Annotated in this window: 21 protein-coding genes and 4 tRNA genes; 9 read left to right on the forward strand and 16 right to left on the reverse strand. The window is 62.1% G+C overall.

Annotated features, from left to right (window positions below; genetic code table 11):
* Positions 1 to 104: 104 nt before the first annotated feature.
* On the reverse strand, positions 105 to 944 hold the full coding sequence (locus BLT98_RS07390) for a M15 family metallopeptidase (protein ID WP_092606231.1): 840 nt from the start codon (positions 942 to 944) through the stop codon (positions 105 to 107).
* A gap of 135 nt (positions 945 to 1,079) precedes the next feature.
* Between BLT98_RS07390 and BLT98_RS29130 the strand changes: the two genes are divergently transcribed.
* Positions 1,080 to 1,763, forward strand: coding sequence for a hypothetical protein (locus tag BLT98_RS29130; protein ID WP_170846313.1), 684 nt, complete (start codon positions 1,080 to 1,082; stop codon positions 1,761 to 1,763).
* A gap of 26 nt (positions 1,764 to 1,789) precedes the next feature.
* On the opposite strand, the gene BLT98_RS07400 is transcribed toward BLT98_RS29130, so the two are convergent.
* Both BLT98_RS07400 and BLT98_RS07405 read right to left on the reverse strand, forming a co-directional pair.
* Positions 1,790 to 2,167, reverse strand: coding sequence for a VOC family protein (locus tag BLT98_RS07400; protein ID WP_092606235.1), 378 nt, complete (start codon positions 2,165 to 2,167; stop codon positions 1,790 to 1,792).
* Positions 2,164 to 2,955 carry an alpha/beta fold hydrolase gene (locus BLT98_RS07405; protein ID WP_070255744.1) on the reverse strand — a complete coding sequence of 264 codons (792 nt, stop codon included), beginning with the start codon at positions 2,953 to 2,955 and terminating at the stop codon, positions 2,164 to 2,166. Before BLT98_RS07405 ends, BLT98_RS07400 begins: the two co-directional genes overlap by 4 nt.
* A 325-nt stretch (positions 2,956 to 3,280) precedes the next feature.
* Here BLT98_RS07405 and BLT98_RS07410 point away from each other — a divergent pair, with 325 nt between their 5' ends.
* Entirely contained in the window at positions 3,281 to 3,664 is a 384-nt protein-coding gene (locus BLT98_RS07410) for a hypothetical protein (RefSeq protein WP_244517414.1), read from the forward strand.
* A gap of 152 nt (positions 3,665 to 3,816) precedes the next feature.
* Here the strand turns inward: BLT98_RS07410 and BLT98_RS07415 are convergent.
* A tRNA-Asn gene (locus BLT98_RS07415) sits at positions 3,817 to 3,892 on the reverse strand.
* Positions 3,893 to 4,152: 260 nt separating this feature from the next.
* On the opposite strand from BLT98_RS07415, the gene BLT98_RS07420 reads away from it, so the two are divergent.
* Positions 4,153 to 4,860, forward strand: coding sequence for a GntR family transcriptional regulator (locus tag BLT98_RS07420; protein WP_092606239.1), 708 nt, complete (start codon positions 4,153 to 4,155; stop codon positions 4,858 to 4,860).
* Positions 4,861 to 4,941: 81 nt separating this feature from the next.
* Here BLT98_RS07420 and BLT98_RS07425 read toward each other — a convergent pair whose 3' ends face one another.
* The 6 genes from BLT98_RS07425 to BLT98_RS07450 form a co-directional block, all read right to left on the reverse strand.
* Positions 4,942 to 6,240 carry an NCS2 family permease gene (locus BLT98_RS07425; protein ID WP_092606241.1) on the reverse strand — a complete coding sequence of 433 codons (1,299 nt, stop codon included), beginning with the start codon at positions 6,238 to 6,240 and terminating at the stop codon, positions 4,942 to 4,944.
* A 71-nt stretch (positions 6,241 to 6,311) separates the two neighbouring features.
* Positions 6,312 to 6,713: a GtrA family protein gene (locus BLT98_RS07430; protein WP_034788967.1), complete on the reverse strand. Its 402-nt coding sequence runs from the start codon at positions 6,711 to 6,713 to the stop codon at positions 6,312 to 6,314.
* Between the two features lie 151 nt (positions 6,714 to 6,864).
* On the reverse strand, positions 6,865 to 8,325 hold the full coding sequence (locus BLT98_RS07435; RefSeq protein WP_244517415.1) for a c-type cytochrome: 1,461 nt from the start codon (positions 8,323 to 8,325) through the stop codon (positions 6,865 to 6,867).
* The gene (locus BLT98_RS07440; protein ID WP_092606243.1) at positions 8,322 to 9,980 is read right to left on the reverse strand and encodes a GMC family oxidoreductase; all 1,659 of its coding nucleotides are present in this window, start codon (positions 9,978 to 9,980) and stop codon (positions 8,322 to 8,324) included. Before BLT98_RS07440 ends, BLT98_RS07435 begins: the two co-directional genes overlap by 4 nt.
* A complete protein-coding gene (locus tag BLT98_RS07445) occupies positions 9,977 to 10,636 on the reverse strand; it encodes a sugar dehydrogenase complex small subunit (RefSeq protein ID WP_092606245.1) in 660 nt (219 codons plus the stop codon). Before BLT98_RS07445 ends, BLT98_RS07440 begins: the two co-directional genes overlap by 4 nt.
* A gap of 119 nt (positions 10,637 to 10,755) precedes the next feature.
* A complete protein-coding gene (locus BLT98_RS07450; RefSeq protein WP_092606247.1) occupies positions 10,756 to 11,784 on the reverse strand; it encodes an SAM-dependent methyltransferase in 1,029 nt (342 codons plus the stop codon).
* 148 nt (positions 11,785 to 11,932) lie between these two features.
* Here BLT98_RS07450 and BLT98_RS07455 point away from each other — a divergent pair, with 148 nt between their 5' ends.
* The 4 genes from BLT98_RS07455 (at position 11,933) to BLT98_RS07470 (ending at position 15,319) form a co-directional block, all read left to right on the forward strand.
* Entirely contained in the window at positions 11,933 to 12,457 is a 525-nt protein-coding gene (locus tag BLT98_RS07455; RefSeq protein WP_092606249.1) for a GNAT family N-acetyltransferase, read from the forward strand.
* Entirely contained in the window at positions 12,442 to 13,179 is a 738-nt protein-coding gene (locus BLT98_RS07460) for an aspartyl/asparaginyl beta-hydroxylase domain-containing protein (protein WP_092606251.1), read from the forward strand. Before BLT98_RS07455 ends, BLT98_RS07460 begins: the two co-directional genes overlap by 16 nt.
* On the forward strand, positions 13,176 to 14,219 hold the full coding sequence (locus BLT98_RS07465) for a sulfotransferase (protein WP_092606253.1): 1,044 nt from the start codon (positions 13,176 to 13,178) through the stop codon (positions 14,217 to 14,219). The genes BLT98_RS07460 and BLT98_RS07465 overlap by 4 nt, the downstream gene beginning before the upstream one ends.
* A 77-nt stretch (positions 14,220 to 14,296) precedes the next feature.
* The gene (locus BLT98_RS07470) at positions 14,297 to 15,319 is read left to right on the forward strand and encodes an alpha/beta fold hydrolase (protein WP_230520921.1); all 1,023 of its coding nucleotides are present in this window, start codon (positions 14,297 to 14,299) and stop codon (positions 15,317 to 15,319) included.
* A 323-nt stretch (positions 15,320 to 15,642) separates the two neighbouring features.
* On the opposite strand, the gene BLT98_RS28710 is transcribed toward BLT98_RS07470, so the two are convergent.
* Positions 15,643 to 16,278, reverse strand: coding sequence for a hypothetical protein (locus tag BLT98_RS28710; protein ID WP_139179146.1), 636 nt, complete (start codon positions 16,276 to 16,278; stop codon positions 15,643 to 15,645).
* Positions 16,279 to 16,679: 401 nt separating this feature from the next.
* Between BLT98_RS28710 and BLT98_RS07475 the strand changes: the two genes are divergently transcribed.
* Positions 16,680 to 17,294: a hypothetical protein gene (locus BLT98_RS07475; RefSeq protein ID WP_139179148.1), complete on the forward strand. Its 615-nt coding sequence runs from the start codon at positions 16,680 to 16,682 to the stop codon at positions 17,292 to 17,294.
* Positions 17,295 to 17,566: 272 nt separating this feature from the next.
* Here BLT98_RS07475 and BLT98_RS07480 read toward each other — a convergent pair.
* The 5 genes from BLT98_RS07480 to BLT98_RS07500 all read right to left on the reverse strand — a co-directional run bounded on the left by BLT98_RS07480 (position 17,567) and on the right by BLT98_RS07500 (position 19,818).
* Positions 17,567 to 17,642: transfer RNA gene (locus tag BLT98_RS07480), tRNA-Asn, on the reverse strand.
* 93 nt (positions 17,643 to 17,735) lie between these two features.
* Complete coding sequence (locus tag BLT98_RS07485; protein ID WP_083299945.1) at positions 17,736 to 18,062, reverse strand: Dabb family protein; 327 nt, start codon at positions 18,060 to 18,062, stop codon at positions 17,736 to 17,738.
* Between the two features lie 123 nt (positions 18,063 to 18,185).
* Positions 18,186 to 18,261 (reverse strand) — tRNA-Asn (locus BLT98_RS07490).
* 135 nt (positions 18,262 to 18,396) lie between these two features.
* Positions 18,397 to 18,472, reverse strand: a tRNA-Asn gene (locus BLT98_RS07495).
* A 131-nt stretch (positions 18,473 to 18,603) separates the two neighbouring features.
* Positions 18,604 to 19,818 (reverse strand): amino acid aminotransferase, encoded by a 1,215-nt coding sequence (locus BLT98_RS07500; RefSeq protein WP_170846314.1) that lies wholly within the window; start codon positions 19,816 to 19,818, stop codon positions 18,604 to 18,606.
* A gap of 112 nt (positions 19,819 to 19,930) precedes the next feature.
* Here BLT98_RS07500 and uvrB point away from each other — a divergent pair, with 112 nt between their 5' ends.
* A complete protein-coding gene (uvrB, locus tag BLT98_RS07505) occupies positions 19,931 to 22,018 on the forward strand; it encodes an excinuclease ABC subunit UvrB (RefSeq protein WP_034788988.1) in 2,088 nt (695 codons plus the stop codon).
* Position 22,019: the final 1 nt, after the last annotated feature.

Raw genomic sequence — 22,019 nt, forward strand, 5'->3', positions numbered from 1 at the left:
GGTGCCAGCGCGCGGCAGGCGCTGGCCTGCCATTGACGCCGCGCAAGCAAGCTTGCAGCGGTGAAAATCAGGCCGAAACCCGGCGCTAGAATGACTGGCGCGGCTTACTTGCCCAGCACGCGCGGTTGCGGCAATTCCGTGTGGCCAAAATCCATCATGGTCCAACGCCCGCCCCAGCGCAGGCCCACCGATTCGGCAGTCACGCCATATAAACGGTAGCCGCGCATGGCCCAGGCATTTTTTTCAGAAATGATGAGCTTTCCTTCATGCATGAATGCGCAATCGGCCGCCAGGCCATACTGGTGATAGCTTTGAAACGCCCTCGCGTTCGTCACGTTCGGGCCGGCCACCGCCAATTGATCCTGGCGCGCAGGGCTGCGATAACCTTCCAGCAAGACCATGTCGTAGCCATGCACGTCTTTCATGATCTTGAAGACCAGCAGCAGGCGCTGCGCGAAATCGTGGTCGAGCAATTGCCAGTTGCGGCTGGCGCCGCCCAGCAGCGGGCGCAGCTGCGTTACTTCCGCCGTGGAAAACAGCAGCGGCGGCAAGGCTGGCGGCGGCACCAGCTGCTCGCCCTTCAGCAAATCGCTGACCTGGTCATTGATCGCGTGTTGCTGGTCAGCATAGCCGCGCAAGGCGATGCGGTCGCTGGACAGCCAGGCCAGCAGCGGCGGCACGATGACCAGCACGCTGCCCGCCAGGCTCAGCCAGCGATGCAGCCACAGCAGCTGCCAGGCGCGCGCCATGCCCGAGCCCGTTTGCCGCTGCACGCGTTGCCACTGCGCGCCGCTGCCGCCCTTCAGGTGCTGCGCGCGCCGCTGCATGCGCCAGCCCAGATTGACGAGCGTGTGCAGCACGATGGCGCGGCCGCCGGGAAACAGCAGCAGCCAGCAGGCAAGACAGGCGAGCAGGAAATACATCAAGACCAGGGCGACGAACATGGGCGCTCCGTGACGGGGATAGCGGGGGCCGGGCAGCATGCTCGGCGGCATCGCTAGATCGTAGGCGTCCGCGGCCCGCATGAGCGCGGTTTACATCAAGGTCAGTCGAGTTTGTTCCACTGCGGAGGTGATATTTTGTCTTTACTGAAAAACGGGGATGGCCAGGCGCGCAGCCCTGACCTGTTGAGCAAGACCGGCGCGGCTGGCGCGCGCATCGAAGGCAAGGGCATCCTGTCGCAGCTCGAACACGGCATCGCCGCGCCTGTGGCCAGACCTGCACTGCGCTGGCGCTCCGGCTGGCGGCACTGGGCCGCTGGCGCGCTGTGTCTGGCGCTGCTGATCACGGCCGTGCTCGCGTATGACACGGACGTCCTGCCCCTGCCGCCGGCGCCCGTCACGGCCGTGACTGAGGCTCCGCCCGCAATGCCGGCGCCAACGGTGCCGCCGCACGCGTCGCAGGCGGCCACCATCGTCAATACGGCGGGACCGCCCTTGCCTGCGATGGCCGCCACGACAGCAAGCGCACCGCACAAGACGCTACCGCCCGTGCGCCAGGCCGCCGCGCGCCCTCAGGGGCCGAGGCCGGTTGCCGCGCCCGGCGACAGCGACGTAACCTTGCTGACGGCGTTGGTGGCCCATGCGCACCGGCAAGAAAGCACGGCAGTGCCAGTGCGCGACGTGGTGCTGCGCCAGCGGGAGGGGGAACAGGAAACGGCGGAACTGTTGCGGCGCTGTCAGCAGCTGGGCCTGATCGAAGGCATGCTGTGCCGCTCGCGCATCTGCTCGGGCCGCTGGGACAGCGATCCCGCCTGCCATTGATGGGGGTTGCCGGTGGTTGACGAACCTCAGGCGCGCTCGGACACTTCGATCAGGTTGCGGTCCGGGTCGCGCAGATACACGGAGCGGATGGGCCAATTGGCGCCCGTGCGGGCCACCGGTCCCTCCTCGATGGCAATCCCCAGCGCCGCCAGGTGGGCGATGAACGCGTCGAGCGGCACGGCGGCGATGAAGCACAGGTCCAGCGAGCCGGGCGTGGGCAAGTCCGCCTTGGGCAGGAATTCCTTGCCGGCCTCATGCAGGTTGATTTTTTGCGCGCCAAACTTGAAGGCATGGCGGCCGGCGCCAAACGTTTCCAGCTGCATGCCAAGCACGCGCGTATAGAAATCGATGCAGGCGGGCTTGTCGCGGGTGGTCAATACCAAGTGATCCAGGTGGTCTATCATACAGTTCTCGGGTGAGTGGCCGCGTCCATGCGGCCTTGCAAAAAACCTTCCATCAGCGCCAGCAGTGCCTGCGGCTGCTCCTGGTGCGGCGTATGGCCGCACTGCTCGACAATGGCGGGCACGGCGTTGAGCGCCTGCGCCACGATCGTGTCGACCTGGGCCGCGCTGCCGTACTGGTCCTCGCTGCCCTGCACCACCAGCGCCGGACATTCGACGGAGGGCAGCAGGTATTCGATATTCCAGAACTGGAAACCATAACTGAGCCAGGTATCCGACCAGGCCTTGAAGATGGTCTCCGTCTTGTCGCCATGGTATTTCGCCAGCGCGCGCAGCTTGCCCGCGCCAAACGCCGCATCCGCCACGCGTATGCCATCGAGCGTGATGCCCTCGACAAACACGTGCGCCGCTTCGGTGATGATGCCGCGCAAGCGCGGCGGCTGCTGCGCCGCATAGATCAGGGCAATGCTGCCGCCATCGGAGTGGCCGACGAGAAAATGGTCCTGTCCCGGCAGCAGTGCGGCGAGCACCTGCGGCAGCTCGCACAGCGCATAGTCGTGCAAATAATGGAGTTGGCGGCGCGCCGCCAGCGGCGACGACTGCCCATAGCCATGGCGGTCATACAGCAAGCCGCGGCACCCCGTCGCCTGGCATAGCTGCGCGGGGAAATCTTTCCACATCGCACAGCAACCGAGTCCCTCGTGCAGGAATACCAGGCAAGGCTTGGCGGGGTCGCCTTCGATCAATTCGTAATAGATATCGGTTTCGGCGCTCAGGTTCAGTATCGGCATGGGCTAGGCTCGCATCGGCAGGTCGGCTGGGCCTATTGTGCCATTGTCCTGCACGGCATGCGTGGCGCCCCGTAAAAATAGCCTACTGGAAAAGATATTCCCGCCTGCCTGCAAGGTGTTTGCGCCAGCACAAGTGAGCGCCGTTTTTCCGGCGGCGCCGCGCGCTTTTTGCCTGCGCGTTTGCCTAGAATGGCTTACTCCAACAGCATGGAGCAGACGGCTACCTTATCAGCCAGGACGTGACACTGGCCGTCACGGCAACAGATAAGGCGTCTTGCCGCACGACGACAGGCGCGGCGTCCAAACTATCGATCAGGAGTACATCATGGAAATGAAAGTAGAACACCGCACCGGCAGCAACCTGGCACTGGAAGAAACCGATGCGCCGATGGAACAGGAAGGCAAGACTGCAAAAGGCGCTGCCGCACAAGACTTGAACCTGAGCCCCGCCGCCTTCACCACCTATTACACGTGGACGGCCAATGGCGTGCATCCTTCGGTCAACTTCGCCAATGCCAACGTGAAGGCCAATTCGCGCGTATTGCTCAACATCAGCGAGTATGCCGCGACGCCCCAGGACCGTTTCATCGGCGCCGCCCGCATGGCCGTGTACAACATCGCACCGTATAACGGCGGTTTCCGGGCCTGGGTGGATATCTCGTGGGGCAGCCCGCTGAAGGTGCGTTTCGACGTGTTTGTGGATCCCTGATCCGGGAAACACTGCGCGCGCCCCCGCCACCAGCGGGCCGGCATCGCGCACGTCACCAAGGCACTGAAGCAATGGCCAGCGCGAACGGGAAACCGTGCGCGCATGACAAAAGGGCCACGTGTTGCCACGTGGCCCTTTGCTGCTGCTTGTTCTGGCTCCCCGACCTGGACTCGAACCAGGGACCTGCGGATTAACAGTCCGTCGCTCTACCAACTGAGCTATCAGGGAAAGGAGGCCGAATTATATACGTCAAAATTTCCCATGTCCAGTTTCAATCTGCATGGCCAGCAAAGCAGGCCGCCAGCGAGCAAGCCTCGCCAGATGGCAGGGTCCGTCTGCGCTGCGCCACGCAAGATAGTAGAATAGCCAGGCCTTAGCGACACGCAAGGCGCACAACCGCATGCCGGCAGCGGGGCGTCAACCACGCCGCCACGCGGACATGCGCTTGCAAGGTTCGCCTTGCCCCTGGCTTACTGCTCTCATCCGACATGACAGAATCAAGCGCAACCCTGGTGGACCAACCCGGCAGCGGCGACAGCTCGGCGGAAATTGCCGAGCATATGGCGGCCGCCATCGTGGCGCGCCAATTGCCGCCCGGCACGCGGCTGCGCGAAGAGGCGCTGTGCCGGCTGTATGGCGTCAGCCGCACCAAGATCCGTGCCGCCCTGCTGATACTCTCGAAAGACAAACTCATACGCATGGTGCCCGACAAGGGCGCCTTCGTCAGCCAGCCAACGGAGGCGGAGGCACGCGACATCTTTGCCGCGCGGCGCATCATCGAGGCGGCCCTGGCGCGCGAATTCGTCGCGCGGGCCAAAGCGGCCGACTACAGGATGCTGGAGCGGTACCTGAAAGCGGAACGCCAGGCGCTGGCACGGGACACGCCGCTGCGCTCGCAACTGCTGGGCGACTTCCACGTATTGCTGGCCGATATCGCCGGCAACGCCGTGCTGCGCGACATCGTGCGCGAACTCGTGGGCCGCAGCTCGCTCATCACCATGCTGTACCAGTCCGGCCACGACGCGGCCTGCTCGTGCGACGAACACGGCCGCTTTCTCGACGCGGCGCGCAGCGGCGACGCCGACCTGGCGGCGCGCCTGATGGTCGAGCACCTGGCGCATGTGGAAGCGGCGTTGCGCTTCGACGGCAGCGCCGGCGACCACAAGAAAGACCTGGTGGCCGCACTGCTGATGTAAGCCTCCCATCAAAAAAGGCCGCCGATGCGGATGCACGGGCGGCCTTGTCATTGCTGCGGCAACTGCTTGCCGGCAAACTTGCTATTCGCCCAGGTAGATAAACTTGAACAGGAAGATGGCGGCGATGATATAAGCCACCACCGATACCTGCTTGCCCTTGCCCGTCAACAGTTTCAAGACGGCATAGGTGATGAAGCCGAACGCCACGCCGCTGGCCACGGAATAGGTAAACGGCATCATCAGCGCCGTAATGGCGGCAGGAATGCTTTCCGTGCTGTCATCCCAGTCGATGAAGGTCAGTTCGCGCAGCATCAGGCAGGCCACGTACAGCAGCGCGGGCGCCGTCGCGTACGGCGGCACCGTGTGTGCCAGTGGAGCGAAGAACAGGCTGCCCAGGAACAGCAGCGCGACGGCGACGGCCGTCAAGCCCGTGCGGCCACCCGCTTGCACGCCGGCCGCGCTTTCCACGAAGGCCGTCGTGCTCGACGTACCCAGACAGGCGCCGGCGGCAATCGCCGTGCTGTCGGCCAGCAAGGCCTTGTTCATGCGTTCCATCTTGCCGTCTTTCAACAAGCCGGCGCGGTTGGCCACGCCCATCAGGGTGCCCGTCGCATCAAACAATTCCACGAGGAAAAACACCAGCACCACGTTGACGATGCCGATCGACAGCGCGCCCATGATGTCGAGCTTGAACAAGGTCGGCTCGATGGCGGGCGGCGTCGAGACGATGCCGTTGAACTGGTTGCCGCCAAAGAAGAAGCTGGCGACGGTGATGGTGAGAATCCCGATCAGGATGGCGCCCGGCACTTTCAGGCGGTCCAGCGCGACGATGATGAAGAAACCGAGGATGGCCAGGATCGGCGCCGCCTGATGCAAGTCGCCCAGGGCGATGATGGTGGCCGGGTTCGACACCACCACGCCCGCGCTTTTCAGGGAAATGATGGCCAGGAACAGGCCGATACCGACAGTGATGGCCGTGCGCAGCGCGGGCGGGATGCTGTTGATGATCATTTCGCGCACCTTGAACAGGCTGACGAGGATGAACAGGCAGCCGGAAATGAAGACGGCGCCCAGCGCCACTTCCCAGCTCATGCCCATGCCCTTGACCACCGTGTACGAGAAGTACGCATTCAGGCCCATGCCCGGCGCCAGCGCGATCGGGTAGTTCGCATACAGGCCCATGATCAGGGTGCCGATGGCGGCCGCCAGGCAGGTGGCGACGAAAACGGAGTCTTTCGGCATGCCCGCGTCGCCGAGGATGGACGGGTTGACGAAGATGATGTAGGCCATCGTCAGGAACGTGGTCAGGCCGGCCAGCAGCTCCGTGCGCACATTGGTCCCGTTGTCCTTCAGTTTGAAATAGCGTTCCAGGAACTGCATGATTAACCCCTTGTTTTGGTAAAACCGGGCGCCTGCGTGTGGCCAGTGCGCCTCTTTTTATGACGAAATGACTACTTTCCCGCTGCGCCGGCCGGCTTGAAGGCCCACCAGCGGCTGCCCGCGAAATTCCAGACCAGCCCGATGCCCGTCGCCAGCACCTGCGCCAGCCAGTAATACCAGCCCAGCTGGTGTACCAGCAGCCACATCAGGCCCGTATTGATGCACCAGCCGATGCCCAGCAAGGTGAAATACTTGCTGGCCGCCTCGCCATGTCCCTTGTCGCTTTTAAACGTAAAAAAGTAATTGAGGAGGTAGTTGACGACGGAACCGAGGATGTAGCCGATGCCGGACGCGGCGGCAGCGCTGATGCCGGCCCATTCCACGCCGCCCCACAGCACGCTGTATTGCACGGCCGTGCCGGAAGCGCCGACGGCGGCGAAACGTAAAAATTGGTGATGCAGGGAATGGGACATTGTCAATTTTCAAATAAGACGAAAACAATCGCCAGGATCAGGCCAGAATAAAAAATGGCTACGATTGCTCGTAACCATTTTTCAGCCTGCATTTTACTGCAAGTTGCGCCCAACGTTCATATTCGCCGCCGCTGCGGCGTCGCTTCTACCCTTATCCCTTGCGCTGGCGGCGCCGGCGCAGCCACACGAACAGCGCGATCAGCAGCAAGATTCCCACGATGCCGCCCGGCAGCATGAACGGTTGTACCCGCGCCAGCACAGGTTTCTCGCCGCCGCTGCGCGCCTGCGCCACGTAGGCCGGCGTGACGGATACATCCGGGTTGCCGTACTGTTTCAATACGTAATTGGCGATCGAGGCGATCTGCTCGTCCGTCAATGGCTGCACGTAGGAACGCTGGTCGAAACGGGGCATGAACGCTTCGTGTTCTTCCCCTTCGATCTTGCGCTCGACGCCAAACAACATGGCCGAGACCAGGTTGGCCGGCGTGTTGCCGCCCGTCGCCGTGTTGTGGAACAGGGCGGGATACGCCTGGCCCGTGCTGCCGGCGCCGCTGGCCGAATGGCAGCTGGCGCAGTAGCCGGAAAACAGCACGGCGCCACTGTTGAGCGAATGGTGCTCGGTGGACCCGGCCATGCCGCGCAGCAGCGGCTCTTCGCTAGCGGCGCTGCCATGGCTGAAGGCAGCTTTCGTTTGCCCCGGCGCGCGCACGGGCGGCACTGTGCGCAGCCAGGCCACGATGGCCGCCACGTCGTCGTCGCGCAAAAATTGCAGGCTGTTCTGGATGGCTTCGGCCATGCCGCCCGCCGCCTGCCCCTTGCCTTCCACGTGGCCCGTCTTCAGGTAGGCCGTGATTTCCGCATCCGTCCACGCGCCGATGCCGCTGACCTTGTCGGACGTGATGTTCGGCGCATGCCAGGAACCAAGCGACGCGCCGGCCAGGGTCTGACTGCCGATTTCCGCCATCAGCGCGTTGCGCGGCGTGTGGCAGGCGCTGCAGTGCGCCAGGCCTTCGGCCAGGTAGGCGCCGCGGTTGATCTGCGCGCTCTTCGCCGCGTCCGGCACGAAGCGTTTATTGTCCAGGAACAAGGTATTCCAGCCCAGCATCGACAGGCGCACATTGAACGGGAATGGCAGGGCCGTCTGGCGCGCCGGCTCGTCGACGGGCTTGACGGCCTGCATGAAGTAGTAATACAGGTCGCCCACGTCCGCATCCGTCAGCTGCGCATAGCTGGTGTAGGGCATGGCCGGATACAGATGGCTGCCGTCGGCGCGCACGCCTTCCCGCAGCGCGCGCGCAAAGTCGGCTTCCGTGTAGTGGCCGATGCCGCCTTGTTTCGACGGCGTGATGTTCGTCGCGTAGATCGTGCCCAGCGGTGAATCGATGGCGTAGCCACCCGCATACGGCTTGCCGCCCGCTGCCGTATGGCACGCCATGCAATCGGCCGCGATGGCCAGGTAGCGGCCCCGCTCCAGGCGCGCATCGGGACTGGCGGCGGCAGGCGCGGCCGGGCGGTCCGGCGTCAGGGTGATAGGCGGCGCCGCTGGCACAGCGTGGGCGGCTAGCGGCAAGCCAGCCGCCAGCGCCAGGCTCAGTAATAAACGGCGCATCATGCTGCCTCCCTTGCCAGGGTGCGGGCGATGTCATCGGCCGCGCGCAAGCCGAGCGCGGCCATGCTGAGGGTGGTGTTGACCACGCTGGCCGACGGCATGGCGCCGCCGCCCGGCAGCCACAAATTGGCATGGTCGTGCGCGCGGCAATTGCCATCGACCACGGAGTCAAGACGGTTACTGCCCATGATGACGCCGCCCATGATGTGGTTGTTCGCGTTCAGGCTGTCGGTGATATGGAATTCCACGGCGCCGAACAGCTTGCCGATGTGCTCGAGCTGCGCATGCGCGGCCTTCGCGCCATCGCGCACGTAATCACCCACGTCATAGTAAATGTCCGGGCAGGCCAGGCCCAGCGGGTCCTTGCGCGTCTTGCTCAAGGTCAAACGGTTATGCGCTTCCGGCAGCGGTTCCAGGCTGATCGACAAGTCCACGCCAAACGCGGCGCGGCGGCGGATTTCATCGTCGAGGTCCTTGCCCACCAGGCCCAGCTTTAACGACTGCTGCGTAGCGGGTCCGACGCGGGTGATATTGTTCAGGATCATCTTGTTGGCCGAATACTGCGCGCGGAAGGCGCCGTCGCGCGGGCCCACTAGGCAGCTGCTCTGCGCAGGACCACGGCCCGTCCAGATCGGTTCATTGGCGAGGAAAGTACAGTGGAAACCCGAGTGGTCCATCATGTTGCGGCCGACTTGATCGGAACTGTTGGCGATGCCGTTCGGATTGTTCTGGTTGGCCGCCAGCAGCAGCAAACGCGGTGTTTCAATGCCGTTGCAGGCAATCACGAAAGCCTTGCCCGTCGCCATATGCGACTGTTTCTTCGCGTCATACCAGTGCACGGCCGTCACGCGGTTGTTCTGGTCCGTGTCGATGCGGTAGACGACGGCCTCGGCCAGCACGCCCGCGCCCTTCAGCTCGGCCCGCTCCACGTGGTGGATGCCGTTGTACATGGCGCCGATGGGGCAGATCGGCTGGCAATTATTATTGCCGCAGCACGTCGGGCGGCCCTGCCATGGGCGCGTCGAGCGGCCTTGCGGGATCGGCACGGAGCGGTAGCCGTGCGGGTTGACCACTTCGGCGAAGCGCTTGTCGCCATAGCCCCAGGGCACCATGTCCATCGGGTACGGCGCACTGCGTTCGCTGGGCGACTGCAAGGCGGGATCGTTGGGGCCGGCCACGCCCATTTCCTGTTCGGCGCGGCAATAGTACGGTTCCAGCTCATCGTAGGAAATGGCCCAGTCGCGTCCCACCCCGTAATCGCTTTTCATGCGCATGTCGGACGGCAAGTGGCGCCAGCACGACGCGGCCCAGTGCCAGGTGGTACCGCCCACCGTGCGCAGATAGCCCTGCTGGAAACTGCTGCCGCTGGGGCCGGACAATTCCACGTAGTTATTCTTCGGGAAATACAGCGGCGCAGGCGCGTTGTCCGCCTGCGGATACAGCCCCTGGAAGTCGGAGCCGACGCGGTTCTCGAACGGCATGTTGCGCCAGTTTTCCACGGCTTGGCCACGCTCGATGCGCAGGCCCGCTTCCAGCATGATCACGGAATGGCCCTGCGCGGCCAGCTGGTCGGCCATCATGGCGCCGACGACGCCAGTACCGACGATGACGACATCGGCGACGACGTCGCCATTACTCTTGAATTGGGGTGATTTCATTTTGCTTGCTTGCCTTTCGGTTCGGGAGTGCCGGTGGTGGCCGGGGCCGGTACGGGTTTTGGCGCCACGGGCGCGGAGACGCGCACGGCCGGCGGCGCCTTCAGCCACCACAGGGGGCCGTAATTGCAATAGGTCGGCACGACCTGGCCATCGGCCACCGTGCGGTACATCAACGCTTCCGCATACGCGACGACGATGGACTTCGTGCCCTGCGCCGCGTTGCCGGCGACAGTGCCCGTGTACCAGGCGGCAACGATGGCCAGCGCCAGCTCGCGCAAGCCGGCGTCCGCGGCGCTGGCGGCCGCCAGCAGGGCTTTCGCTTCCTGGCCCGTGACGAGCAGCGCGCCCAGTTGCGGCAAGCGCTTGGCGAAGCCGGGCACGTTCGTGCGCATGGCTTGCTCGATGCGCGCCGCCGTGTCGGCGGACAAATCGCGGTGGCCCGTGATCGTTTGCGACAAGGTGTAGAACAGCATGGTGACGGGCGCCAGGCCGGGTGCCGGAGCGCTGGCCGGCGCCTGCATGGCGGCGGACAGGGGATTGCTCCAGAAACCTGCCTGCGCCAGCAAGGCGGCCAGGCCGATCAGGGCGTGGCGGCGGCTGATGCGGGGAAGGGATGAAACGGATGTTGCAGATGGTTCGCTGCCTGGATGGTTCATGAGACTCCCGCAAGACTTGTTGTTTTATTGACTTCGATGATTGCGCTACATTGCATTTGCGCATAGATGGAACCGGTTCCATATTATCCTACAGAAGTAAATTGTCTGCCAATGAAGTATTACGACTGAGATACTGGCTGGTGCAATTCCTGGATGGATTCAGGCGTGTCGCGCACGCTGAACACCAGTCCCGGCTGGCCGCCCAGGCGGTAATGGAAGTCCAGCACGCTGCCGCCAGCCAGGGCCGGCTTGCCCGGCAGGGCCAGGGGCAGGTTCAGGCTGCAGTCATGGTCGCCCAGGACGATGTCGCCATGCACGCGGATGCGCGTCAGCAGGCGCGGCGCCTGCTCCAGCACGTCGGGCAGGCGGATGCTGGCGGCCGGCAAACTGTCGCCCTGCTCGTCCTGCCTGCCCTGCCAGGCGCGCAAGGCGTCACCATCGAGGGCAAAAACGCGGCCCCAGTCGGTGCACGGCGCATCCGGCGCGCGCCGGTCCAGGCCCAGGTGCACGGTAACGGACGCCGGCAGCAGCGCCGCAGCAGGCGCTTGCGCGTGCAGATTGCGCAGGATGGCCACCTGCGGCTCCTTGCCCAGCGCCGTATTCATGGTTTCGCTGACGATCACGTCCGGCATGGCGCCGCCAGCAATGCGGTAGGCGGCCGCATCGGCGCAAATGTATGCCGTGACATGGCTATCCAGGCCCAGGCTTGCAATCAGTTCGCGCGCATAGGCCAGGGTCTCGGCATGCACGTCGAGGATGGCAAACTGCACCAAATCCGCATCCAGCACGGCCATCACCGGCAGGGCCAGCAAGGCGAACGGGCCGCAGCCCGCATACAGCACGCGCACGGGCCGGCCACCGCTCACCTCCAGCCGCTCGCGCACGGCCAGCGCCAGGCCCTGGATGAAGGCGGCGCTGCGGTACGGCTCGCGCGCGCACAGGCCCGCCTGCACGGGCGAGATGGCCCAGCCGCTGGGAAGAAAGCTTTCGCCGTCGCGCAAACCGTCCTGCCGGTCCATGGGCAGGCGCGAATGGCGTTCGACGAGCTGGCGCAGCTGCACCGTTTCGCCGACCAGGCTTGCCAGCGAACGCTGCGGATCGCACAGCGCAGCCGCGATGGCGGCCAGTTCCGCGCGTGCCGGATTCATGCGAGACTCCACTGGCAAGACGGGATAAAGACAGAATGCATGGCGGCTTCCTTGAAATGATTGCAAGTACGCGGAAAAATTGGCAGCATAGCAAATAACTGTACGCCTGTTAATTTATCTCCAGCCGCAAACACCTACCGGAGCATCGATGCACGCCTTGCCGCTTTCCGACCTCACCCTCGTCCTCGCCAGCCTGCCCACCCCCTACCAGTTGCGCGTCCAGCGCGACGACGACGACGACGATGGCTTTGCCGCCGCGCTGTACAGTTCCACACGCGGCGACTTGCGCCAGATGCCGGCCGAGCCCGCCGTCATCGAACAGCTGATCGCCATGCAGCAGCGCATGCAAAGCCACGGCTACCGCCAGGCCTATCCGCACGCCGCCTACCTGGTGCTGCAGCACGGCGATACACCCATCGGCCGCCTGATCCTGGACCGCCAGGATCAGGTGCTGCACCTGGTCGACATCGCCATCCTGCCCGCCGCGCAAGGCCAGGGCGCCGGCAGCGCCGTGCTGCGCGGCCTGCAGGCGCAAGCGGGCGCGGAGCAATGGCAGATCCACCTTGCCGTCAACAAAAGCAACGCCGCCGCGCGCGCCCTGTACCAGCGGCTGGGCTTTCGCCTGCGCGGGGAAAACGAGGTGCAGGAGCAATTGGAATGGAGCGCGCCATAGTGCCGGCGCAGCATATCCCCAGCAGCTGGCTGCAGCTGCCGCTGCACTTCGACGTGGTGCGCATGCAGGGCGACAGCGACCAGTTCGCCGCGGACGAGTGGATCAGCCATTTCAATACGGGGGCCTACGACCAGGGCTGGAGCTGCGTGCCGCTGCGCTCGCCCGGTGGTGCAGCCGACAACATCATGCCCGTCGACGGCGCCGCCTACGCAGGCACGGCGCAACTGGCGCGCTGCCCCTGCCTGCGCGAAGTGCTTGCCAGCTTCGCATGCGAGATCCGCGCCGCGCGCCTGATGGCGCTGGCGCCGGGCGCCATCATCCGCGCGCACCGCGACGCCGGCACGTCGCTGGCCGATGGCCTGATCCGCATCCACATCCCCATCCACACTTCGCCGCAGGTGCTGTTTACCATCGATGGCGAAACTGTCCACTTCACGGCTGGTCACGCCTGGTACATGGACGCCAGCTGCCTGCACGCGGTGCACAACCGGGGCACGACGCCGCGCATCCACCTCGTGCTCGACTGCGTCACCAATGCCTGGCTCGAAGCGCTGTTCGCCTCGGCGGGATTCGTGCCGAAAGCGGCCCACAAGTATGGCGACCCCGGCATCCACGATGGCAATGTGCGGGCCGTCATCGCCCAGCTGCGATTGTCGCCCTCGCCTGCCAGCCTGGCACTGGCCAGGGAATTGGCCGCCCTGGCCGACGGGAGCGCGCCGTGAGCGCCGCGCCGGGCCTGGCCCAGCAAGAACGCCTGCTGGCCAGGGGCGAGACGGTGGCATGGCACGAGGGCATGGATCTGCGCGGCTGGTATCCGCTGTACGTGGAGCGCGGCGATGCGCTGGCGGACGCTGCCATGTGCTGGCGCAAGCTGGGAGAAACGGCTTTCAGCGACGCCTTCTTTGTCAATACGCTGACACGCCAGCCGCACGAGGAGCGCCGCGTCTGCCGCACGCCGCTGGCCGCGCTGGCGACGCCCGGCGATTGCCTAGCGCCCGACGCCTTCATCTTCCACGTCTCGCGCTGCGGCTCAACCCTGCTGAGCCAGCTGCTGGCGTCCTTGCCGCAATGCATAGTCATGTCCGAGCCGCCCGTTATCGACTCGCTGCTGCGCCTGCATCACGACAGCGGCGACCCGGCGGCCAGCATCACCCTGCTGCGCCAGGCCATCCTGGCACTGGGCCAGCGCCGCTCCGGCGAAGAATCACACTTCATCATCAAGTTCGACTGCTGGCACATCCACAGCCTGGACTTGCTGCGGCAAGCATTTCCCGGCACGCCCTGCCTGTTCGTCTACCGCGAACCGCTGGCCGTGCTCGCCTCGCACCAGCGCCAGCGCGGGCCGCAAATGGTACCCGGCATGCTGCACCCGGCACAGCTGCCGCTGCCCGCGCACCAGCTGGCGCCGGGCGATATCGACGGTTATACGGGCCTGGTGCTGGCCAGCCTGCTCAATGCCGCCCTGCCCCATGCGGCCGCCGGCCAGTTGCAGTTAATTAACTACAAGCAATTGCCAGGCATCCTCTTCAGCGATTTATTGGCCCGCTTCGGCATCGCCACTACAGCGACGCAGTTGCAAGCGATGCGCGCGCGCGGCGGCGTGCATGCGAAATACGGCACCGTCTACCGCGGCGATCCGCCAGTGCCAGCAGCAGACGGCCTGGCCGCCATCGCAGCGCAATTGCAACCGGGCTATCTGGCGCTGGAAGCGTTGCGGCTGCATGGAGGGCAAGCCAATGACTTCCATGAAACCCAACTCTGACAAGGAGGCATGTCGACGTACCCGCTGAAGACCATGCGATAGATAGCTGTTCAACTACGGCGCAATCCCCCCTTGCAATGCGCCGCCCTTACAAGCAACCTGAAACTGACCCTCACACCATGATAAAAAAAATGACATTGGCAGTGCTCTTGACCGCCCTGATTCCCTTCTACGCATGCCAGGCGCAAACCACGGCGGAAGCGAAACCGGCTTCCGCGGAAGTCACCACCACCCTGACACCCGATATTGGCGGCATCAAGCAAGTGGTGGAAATCAGGACGGACGACGCGAACAAGCCCGTCCTGCTGTTTTTATCCGGCGGCCCGGGAAGCTCCATGATCAAGGGGGCGGATGCGTTTACGAATCTCCTGAAAAGCAGATTTACGATTGTGCAATGGGACCAGCGGGATGCCGGAAAAACCCTGAAACTGAATCCCTCCCCCACGCAGCCATCCGTCGGGCAGATGGAGCAGGACACGTATCAAGTCATCCAGTTTCTGCGCAAAGAGTTAAAGCAGGACAAAATATACTTGCTGGGCAGTTCCTGGGGCAACGTCCTGGGCTTTGATATCGTCAAGCGTCACCCGGAACTGCTGCATGCCTATTTCGCGTCGAATCCTGTCGTGAGCCAGCTGGAAAGCGAGAAGGAATTGCTGCAAGCCTTGAAAGTGCATTTCAAGGACAATGCCGTCGCCAGCCAGGAGCTGAACAGCATCAATTTTCCGTTTGCAAGTGACGAAAGCATGTTTTATTTAAGGAAATGGCTTTTTTACAAGGATGGCAAGGCATTTGCGACGAGTGAAGGTTTCAAGACGGGTTTTCTGCAATGGTCAAAAACCTGGTCGCCCGTCTGGAACGAGGTCATGAACATTGATTTGCCCAAGACATTGAAGAGCGTTGACTGCCCCGTGTATTTCTTCGTCGGCAAAAACGATATCCAGACCTCGACCAGGATCACGCAGGCGTATTTCGAGACCTTGAAGGCGCCAAGGAAGGGCTTGTTTTTCTTCGAGCATTCCGGACACCAGATACACCAGGATGAACCGGTGCAATTTCAAGAAGCCATCATCAAGACATTGGATGCGACTGCCAAGTTCTGATACGACGCCCCATGACATGGGGCCCTTTTCGAGGGCCGGCGCACTGGCCGGCGCACTGCCGGCCTAGTCGCCGGCAATGCTCGCCGCGGCCTTGCGGATCAGCGACGCCACCGCGTTGGCTTGCGAAATGTAAATGGCATGGCTGCCGGCAACTTCGACCACCGCCGAGCGACAAGGGCGTCGCACGCGGGCCCTGCAACGCAAAAAGCCCAACCGGTGAAGGCTGGGCTTTCTGCTACTGCGTGTTCTGCCTCCCCGAACAGGCCTTACTGCGAACCAAAAAACTTACAATACCTTTGCCACATCGGTTAACCAGCAGATCTTTACACAGGTATAAGTCCCTGAACTCTGGTACCTGGAACGGTTAGCAATCCACGTCCAGTATTTTGATCACAAAGAATCGTAACATTGTAAAATTCACATGATTCCACGATGCAATGATCGAACACAATTATGCCGCTAAGAGCAGTATGTTCCGGCAATGCGATAACGTCACCACATTCATAAAAAGAAACATTTTGAAAATTTCCCCCTTGTATAAAGACTGTACCCGGGCCAACGAATTTGCATCTTTTAAATGTTTTATTTTTATGCAACGATATACCAGGAAGCCCTAGGTCGTGTAGGGCCAGCACAGAATCAGTAAAAATGTCTGCTAGTGGATTTACTGTTGTTCTCGATGCGGATAACGATCGATAATACTCAGCCTCAGATCTTTTTAATTCCGCCATTCGCATCAACAACAATATCCCTGCAACTATAAGACTTACGATTACACCAATCGAGATCCAATAAATAGGGCCGAGTTGCTTAAGGAGCGGATCAGCTTTGGCAAACAATGCCGATCCTGTACCAGCGAAGGCGACGAAGAGCCAGGTGCCAATGGTAAGAACCCGATCTGCCGCTGACAAACTTGTATCAAATATCGAAACAACATTAAAAAAGCTTCTTCTTGTCATATTTGCATTCTATTGGAAATGGAATTGTCATAAGACTAGCATTTTACTTAGCATTTTCTAAGTTTTTTTCAAGCATCCTAGGAAGCATTGCCGGAGTACCTTATGGTCAGCCAAAGGCTCTCCCGTCACTCTTATTACATCCCCACCCCTCCTTTTGTAGTGCACGACCGTTCAAGATTAGGAAATCTCAATTCTTGCGCCCTCTCCTCGTGGCTACCCCAAAAAAAGACCCCAGCATAAAATTGTCTGAAGTCACCTTCCGGTGCGCAAAGGATGGCTCATTCAAAACTGCGCCGGCGCGCGTAGATCCAGATCCCAGCGACCCGGTGCACCCTTGGCGCTATTACGCACTGTGCCCAGAATGTGGCAACGAATGCGCGCAGGCGCACTGGGAGCGCTCCTTGATGAAGGCCTGGCGATCGACCACCGGGCCGACTACGTCCGAGGGCAAGGCCGCTTCAGCGGAAAACCTTGTCGGGCACCCGACAAAAGAAGAAAGCCTGCGCACGCGCTTCAACGCGATGAAGCATGGCGCGTCCGCGAAGGTGGCAACGTATTTCCCGGCCAAGCTGGACGGCTACGCCCTGTGCAAGAGCTGCGACGTCGACCGCGGCTATTGCGCCGCTCAGCCATGCTGCGTCAAGCAGACGCAGAACTTCATGACCCACCATGCCGCGTTCGAACAGCGCAAGCCAGGCCTGTTGACCAGCATGTACAGCGAAATGCAGGCGGCCGTGTTTTCCATCCTGCAGCAGGTAATCATGACCATCATTGCCGATGGTGTGAAGCTGACGCGGCCAGAGTTCCATTTTGATGAAAACGGTTCGGTCAGCATCGCTACCTATACCGACGCCGAGTCGGGCGAGCGCCGTACCATCATGGAAGTATCAGCACATCCGCTGCTCAAAGTGATGGCCGACCTGCTAGTCAAAAATAATATGTCGCTGGCTGACATGGGCATGACCAACAAAGTCATCGAGGCCCAAGACCTGATGCCTGGCCAGGTTCGCCGCTGATCACCGACGACGAGTAGAAGCGCTCGAGCAGAGCATCGTTGCCCTGGAAGCACAAACCGACCCGGAACTGGATAGCAATCAGGCCGATATCGCCCAGGCCACAGAAGCAATTCGCGGCATGGTGCTTGACGCAGACGACCCGGTGACGGTTCGTACGTTTTTTGGGACTTTTGTGGAGAAAATTACGATAGAGGCAGAGCGGGTCACAATAGAATATGACCCTGCCAAGATTATGAACCACGGCATTTCTGTGGTTCATAATAAGAGTGTTCTGGCTCCCCGACCTGGACTCGAACCAGGGACCTGCGGATTAACAGTCCGTCGCTCTACCAACTGAGCTATCAGGGAAAAGAGGCCGCATTCTATAGGGTAAATTTTACGATGTCCAGATTTCCCCCATAAAAATGTGTATTTTGCCGACGCTACCCTGCCTGGCAGCGGTCAGCCGGGATGCTCTTGCGGATAGTAGTCAAAGACCAGCACGCGACCCAGCCATGGCTTGAGCTGCTCGACAAAGGCCAGGTGGGCCGCATGGCTCAGATACACGTCGCGCGCGCCGGCGTCATCGAAGGTCAGGGTAAAGCAATCGGTAAAGCCATCGTCGAGGCCTTCCGGGCTGACGTTCGGCCCCCATTCAAATTGCCGCACGCCGGGAATGCGGTGTTTCAGCTGGGAAAACTCGTAGACGAGCTCGGCATGCTTGGCAGACGTGATGCCATCGAGGAAGTCGCACAGGACGATATGGCGCAAGGCAGAGGTACAAGTCATGGGAAGGCGCTCCTGAAGTGATGCATTCAGGATAGCGCAAAACGCGATAACGCACCGGCCGGCCCTGCGGGCTGCGGCAGAAAACAAAAAAGGCCATGTTTTTCAACATGGCCTTCCGAATTCTGGCTCCCCGACCTGGACTCGAACCAGGGACCTGCGGATTAACAGTCCGTCGCTCTACCAACTGAGCTATCAGGGAAAAGAGGCCGTATTATATAGGCCAAACTTGGCGCTGTCCAGATTTCCATAGGGAAAATCTTATCTTGCCCTGGCGCCCATGCAGGCGGCGCAATAACAAAAAAGGCCACGTTTTTCAACGTGGCCTTCCGAATTCTGGCTCCCCGACCTGGACTCGAACCAGGGACCTGCGGATTAACAGTCCGTCGCTCTACCAACTGAGCTATCAGGGAAAAGAGGCAATATTATATGTCGCTTGTTCCACATTTGCAAGACTGATACTGCATCTACACAAACACGGCCATCGCCGACTTTCTACCGCCATCAGCGCCGCACTTGCATGCAGCGCCGAAGAAGCAAGATCTTAAAGCACTTTGGCGATCGCGTCAATAACGATGTCGATATTGCGCGAATTCAATGCTGCTACGCAAATACGGCCCGTGTCGACGGCGTAGATCGACTGCTCGCGCAGCGACGCCACCTGCTCCTTGGTGAGGCCGGAGTACGAGAACATGCCGATTTGCTGGCGCACGAATTCGAAGTCGTGGGCCGGCGCCTTGGCTTTCAGCTTTTCCACGAAGGCATTGCGCATTTCGCGGATGCGCACGCGCATGCCGGCCAGTTCCTCTTCCCACAGCTGGCGCAGTTCCGGCGTGGCCAGGACGGTGGCGACCACCTTGCCGCCGTGTACTGGCGGGTTCGAGTAGTTGGTGCGCACGACGCGCTTCAGTTGCGACAGCAGGCGGGCCGCTTCGTCGGCGCTGGCGGCGACGACGCTCAGGGCGCCCACGCGCTCGCCGTACAGCGAGAACGATTTCGAGAACGAGTTCGACACCAGCAGCGGGCCGCCCGCGTCGGCGAAGCGGCGCACCACGGCGCCATCTTCGGCGATGCCGTTGGCGAAGCCTTGATACGCCATGTCCAGGAACGGCACCAGGCCGCGCGAGGTCACCACGCTGATGATCTGATCCCACTGGGCCACGCTCAGGTCGGCGCCGGTCGGGTTGTGGCAGCAGGCGTGCAGCACGACGATGGAGCCGGCTGGCATGGCGTTCAGGCTGGCCAGCATGCCGTCGAAGTTCACGCCATGGGTGGCGGCATCGTAGTAGGTGTAGTTATTCACGACGAAACCGGCGTTTTCAAACAGCGCGCGGTGGTTTTCCCAGCTTGGGTCGCTGATGTAGACCTGGGCACCCGGCGCGAAGCGCTGCAGGAAGTCGGCACCGATCTTCAATGCGCCCGTGCCGCCGATGGCTTGCACGGTCACGGCGCGGCGCTCTTGAATTACGGCGCTATCGGCGCCAAATACGAGTTCTTGCACCGCCTTGTCGTAGGCAGCGAGGCCTTCGATCGGCAGATAGGTGCGTGGCGCCGCCTGTTCGATCAGGATGGCTTCTGCCTTGCGTACGCAAGCTAACAGAGGCACCTTGCCGTTGTCGTCATAATAGACGCCAACGCCCAGATTGATTTTGGCGGGATTCTGGTCCGCGTTAAATGCTTCGGTGATGCCCAGGATCGGGTCGCGTGGGGCCATCTCGATGGCGCTAAACAGACTGGCAGAAACAGTTGGGTTCGTCATGATAAGATTGGATTCGATTGGAAGCAGGTTCACAGCGGAGTTGTAGACAGCGCCCCAAAATACAACGCCAGGGCCGCCAGCAGAGCACTATTCTAACAAAGGTCTGATTCACATGCCCGAATTATCTACCGCCAGCGAGGCGGAAAGCGCAATTATCTCTTTCCCGGACTCCCCCTTCAAGCTGCACCAGCCCTTCCCTCCGGCCGGTGACCAGCCCACGGCAATCGACCAGTTATCAGAGGGGATTGCCGACGGACTGGCCTTCCAGACCCTGCTGGGCGTGACCGGTTCGGGCAAGACCTACACCATGGCCAACGTCATCGCGCGCATGGGCCGGCCCGCCATCGTCTTCGCGCCGAACAAGACCCTGGCGGCGCAGTTGTACAGCGAATTCCGCGACTTTTTCCCGCAGAACGCGGTCGAATACTTCGTCAGCTACTACGATTACTACCAGCCGGAAGCCTACGTGCCGCAGCGCGACCTGTTCATCGAAAAGGACTCGTCGATCAACGAACATATCGAGCAGATGCGCCTGTCATGCACCAAGTCGCTGATGGAGCGGCGCGACGTCATCATCGTCGCCACCGTCTCGGCCATCTACGGTATCGGTAACCCGAACGAATACCACCAGATGATCCTGACCCTGCGCGTCAAGGACAGGGTCGCGCAGCGCGACGTCATCGCGCGCCTGATCCAGATGCAGTACACGCGCAATGAGGTCGATTTCGGCCGCGGCACCTTCCGCGTGCGCGGCGATACCATCGACATCTTCCCGGCCGAGCATGCGGAACTGGCCGTGCGCCTGGAAATGTTCGACGACGAGATCGAATCGATCCAGCTGTTCGACCCGCTGACGGGCAGAGTGCGCCAGAAAATCCCCCGCTTCACCGTGTACCCGGGCTCGCACTACGTGACGCCCCGCTCCACCGTGCTGCGCGCCGTCGAGACCATCAAGGACGAGCTGCGCGAGCGCCTCGAGTTCTTCCGCAAGGAGAATAAACTGATCGAAGAGCAGCGGCTGGAGCAGCGCACGCGCTTCGACCTGGAAATGATGGCGGAAATCGGTTTCACGAAGGGCATCGAGAACTACTCGCGCCACCTGTCCGGCGCGCTGCCGGGCGAGCCGCCGCCGACCCTGGTCGACTACCTGCCGCCCGACGCCCTGATGTTCCTCGACGAGTCGCACGTGCTGACGGGCCAGCTGAGCGCCATGTACAACGGCGACCGCTCGCGCAAGACGAATCTGGTCGACTACGGTTTCCGCCTGCCGTCGGCCCTCGACAACCGGCCCTTGAAATTCGAGGAATTCGAACAGAAGATGCGCCAGACCGTGTTCGTCTCGGCCACGCCGGCCGAATACGAAAAGAGCCATTCCGACCAGGTGGTCGAGCAGGTCGTGCGCCCGACCGGTCTGGTCGACCCGCAGATCATCGTGCGCCCCGCCAGCAGCCAGGTGGACGACCTGATGTCGGAAATCGTCGAGCGCATCAAGAAGGACGAGCGCGTGCTGGTGACGACCCTGACCAAGCGCATGTCGGAACAATTGACGGAATACCTGGGCGACCATGGCATCAAGGTGCGCTACCTGCACAGCGATATCGAGACGGTGGAGCGCGTGGAAATCCTGCGCGACCTGCGCCTGGGCACCTTCGACGTGCTGGTGGGGATCAACCTGCTGCGCGAGGGCCTCGACTTGCCGGAAGTGTCGCTGGTCGCCATCCTCGACGCGGACAAGGAAGGATTCTTGCGTTCCGAGCGCAGCCTGATCCAGACCATCGGCCGCGCCGCGCGTAACCTGAACGGCACGGCGATCCTGTACGGCGACCGCATCACGGACTCCATGCGCCGCGCCATCGACGAGACGGAACGCCGCCGCGCCAAGCAGATCGCCTTCAATACGGCCAACAACATCATCCCGATCGGCGTCAAGAAATCGATCCGCGAAATGATCGACGGCGTCTACAGCCCGCAGGAAGCGCGCGAAACCCTGCAAGTGGCGCAGGAAGCGGCCAAGTTCGAAGCCATGAGCGAGAAACAGGTCAGCAAGGAAATCAAGCGCCTGGAAAAACTGATGGTCGACCACGCCAAGAACCTGGAGTTCGAAAAGGCGGCGCAGGTGCGCGACCAGCTGCACGTCCTCAAGCAGCAGCTGTTCGGCGCGCCCGGCACCGACAACGTGGCGTCGATCCTGGGCAAATAAA

The sequence above is a fragment of the Janthinobacterium sp. YR213 genome (assembly GCF_900099875.1).
In the GTDB taxonomy this organism is placed as follows: Bacteria; Pseudomonadota; Gammaproteobacteria; order Burkholderiales; family Burkholderiaceae_D; genus Janthinobacterium; species Janthinobacterium lividum.

What these genes read in the sequence shown, in the direction of transcription:
- BLT98_RS07435 (WP_244517415.1), bottom strand. Translation starts at nt 8,325, where the DNA reads ATGATGCGCCGTTTATTACTGAGCCTGGCGCTGGCGGCTGGCTTGCCG.
- BLT98_RS07445 (WP_092606245.1), bottom strand. Translation starts at nt 10,636, where the DNA reads ATGAACCATCCAGGCAGCGAACCATCTGCAACATCCGTTTCATCCCTT.
- BLT98_RS07425 (WP_092606241.1), bottom strand. Translation starts at nt 6,240, where the DNA reads ATGCAGTTCCTGGAACGCTATTTCAAACTGAAGGACAACGGGACCAAT.
- BLT98_RS07455 (WP_092606249.1), top strand. Translation starts at nt 11,933, where the DNA reads ATGCACGCCTTGCCGCTTTCCGACCTCACCCTCGTCCTCGCCAGCCTG.
- BLT98_RS07440 (WP_092606243.1), bottom strand. Translation starts at nt 9,980, where the DNA reads ATGAAATCACCCCAATTCAAGAGTAATGGCGACGTCGTCGCCGATGTC.
- BLT98_RS07400 (WP_092606235.1), bottom strand. Translation starts at nt 2,167, where the DNA reads ATGATAGACCACCTGGATCACTTGGTATTGACCACCCGCGACAAGCCC.
- BLT98_RS07485 (WP_083299945.1), bottom strand. Translation starts at nt 18,062, where the DNA reads ATGACTTGTACCTCTGCCTTGCGCCATATCGTCCTGTGCGACTTCCTC.
- BLT98_RS28710 (WP_139179146.1), bottom strand. Translation starts at nt 16,278, where the DNA reads ATGACAAGAAGAAGCTTTTTTAATGTTGTTTCGATATTTGATACAAGT.
- BLT98_RS07430 (WP_034788967.1), bottom strand. Translation starts at nt 6,713, where the DNA reads ATGTCCCATTCCCTGCATCACCAATTTTTACGTTTCGCCGCCGTCGGC.
- BLT98_RS07420 (WP_092606239.1), top strand. Translation starts at nt 4,153, where the DNA reads ATGACAGAATCAAGCGCAACCCTGGTGGACCAACCCGGCAGCGGCGAC.
- BLT98_RS07450 (WP_092606247.1), bottom strand. Translation starts at nt 11,784, where the DNA reads ATGAATCCGGCACGCGCGGAACTGGCCGCCATCGCGGCTGCGCTGTGC.
- BLT98_RS07410 (WP_244517414.1), top strand. Translation starts at nt 3,281, where the DNA reads ATGGAAATGAAAGTAGAACACCGCACCGGCAGCAACCTGGCACTGGAA.
- uvrB (WP_034788988.1), top strand. Translation starts at nt 19,931, where the DNA reads ATGCCCGAATTATCTACCGCCAGCGAGGCGGAAAGCGCAATTATCTCT.
- BLT98_RS07460 (WP_092606251.1), top strand. Translation starts at nt 12,442, where the DNA reads ATGGAGCGCGCCATAGTGCCGGCGCAGCATATCCCCAGCAGCTGGCTG.
- BLT98_RS07500 (WP_170846314.1), bottom strand. Translation starts at nt 19,818, where the DNA reads ATGACGAACCCAACTGTTTCTGCCAGTCTGTTTAGCGCCATCGAGATG.
- BLT98_RS07470 (WP_230520921.1), top strand. Translation starts at nt 14,297, where the DNA reads ATGCGCCGCCCTTACAAGCAACCTGAAACTGACCCTCACACCATGATA.
- BLT98_RS07405 (WP_070255744.1), bottom strand. Translation starts at nt 2,955, where the DNA reads ATGCCGATACTGAACCTGAGCGCCGAAACCGATATCTATTACGAATTG.
- BLT98_RS07390 (WP_092606231.1), bottom strand. Translation starts at nt 944, where the DNA reads ATGTTCGTCGCCCTGGTCTTGATGTATTTCCTGCTCGCCTGTCTTGCC.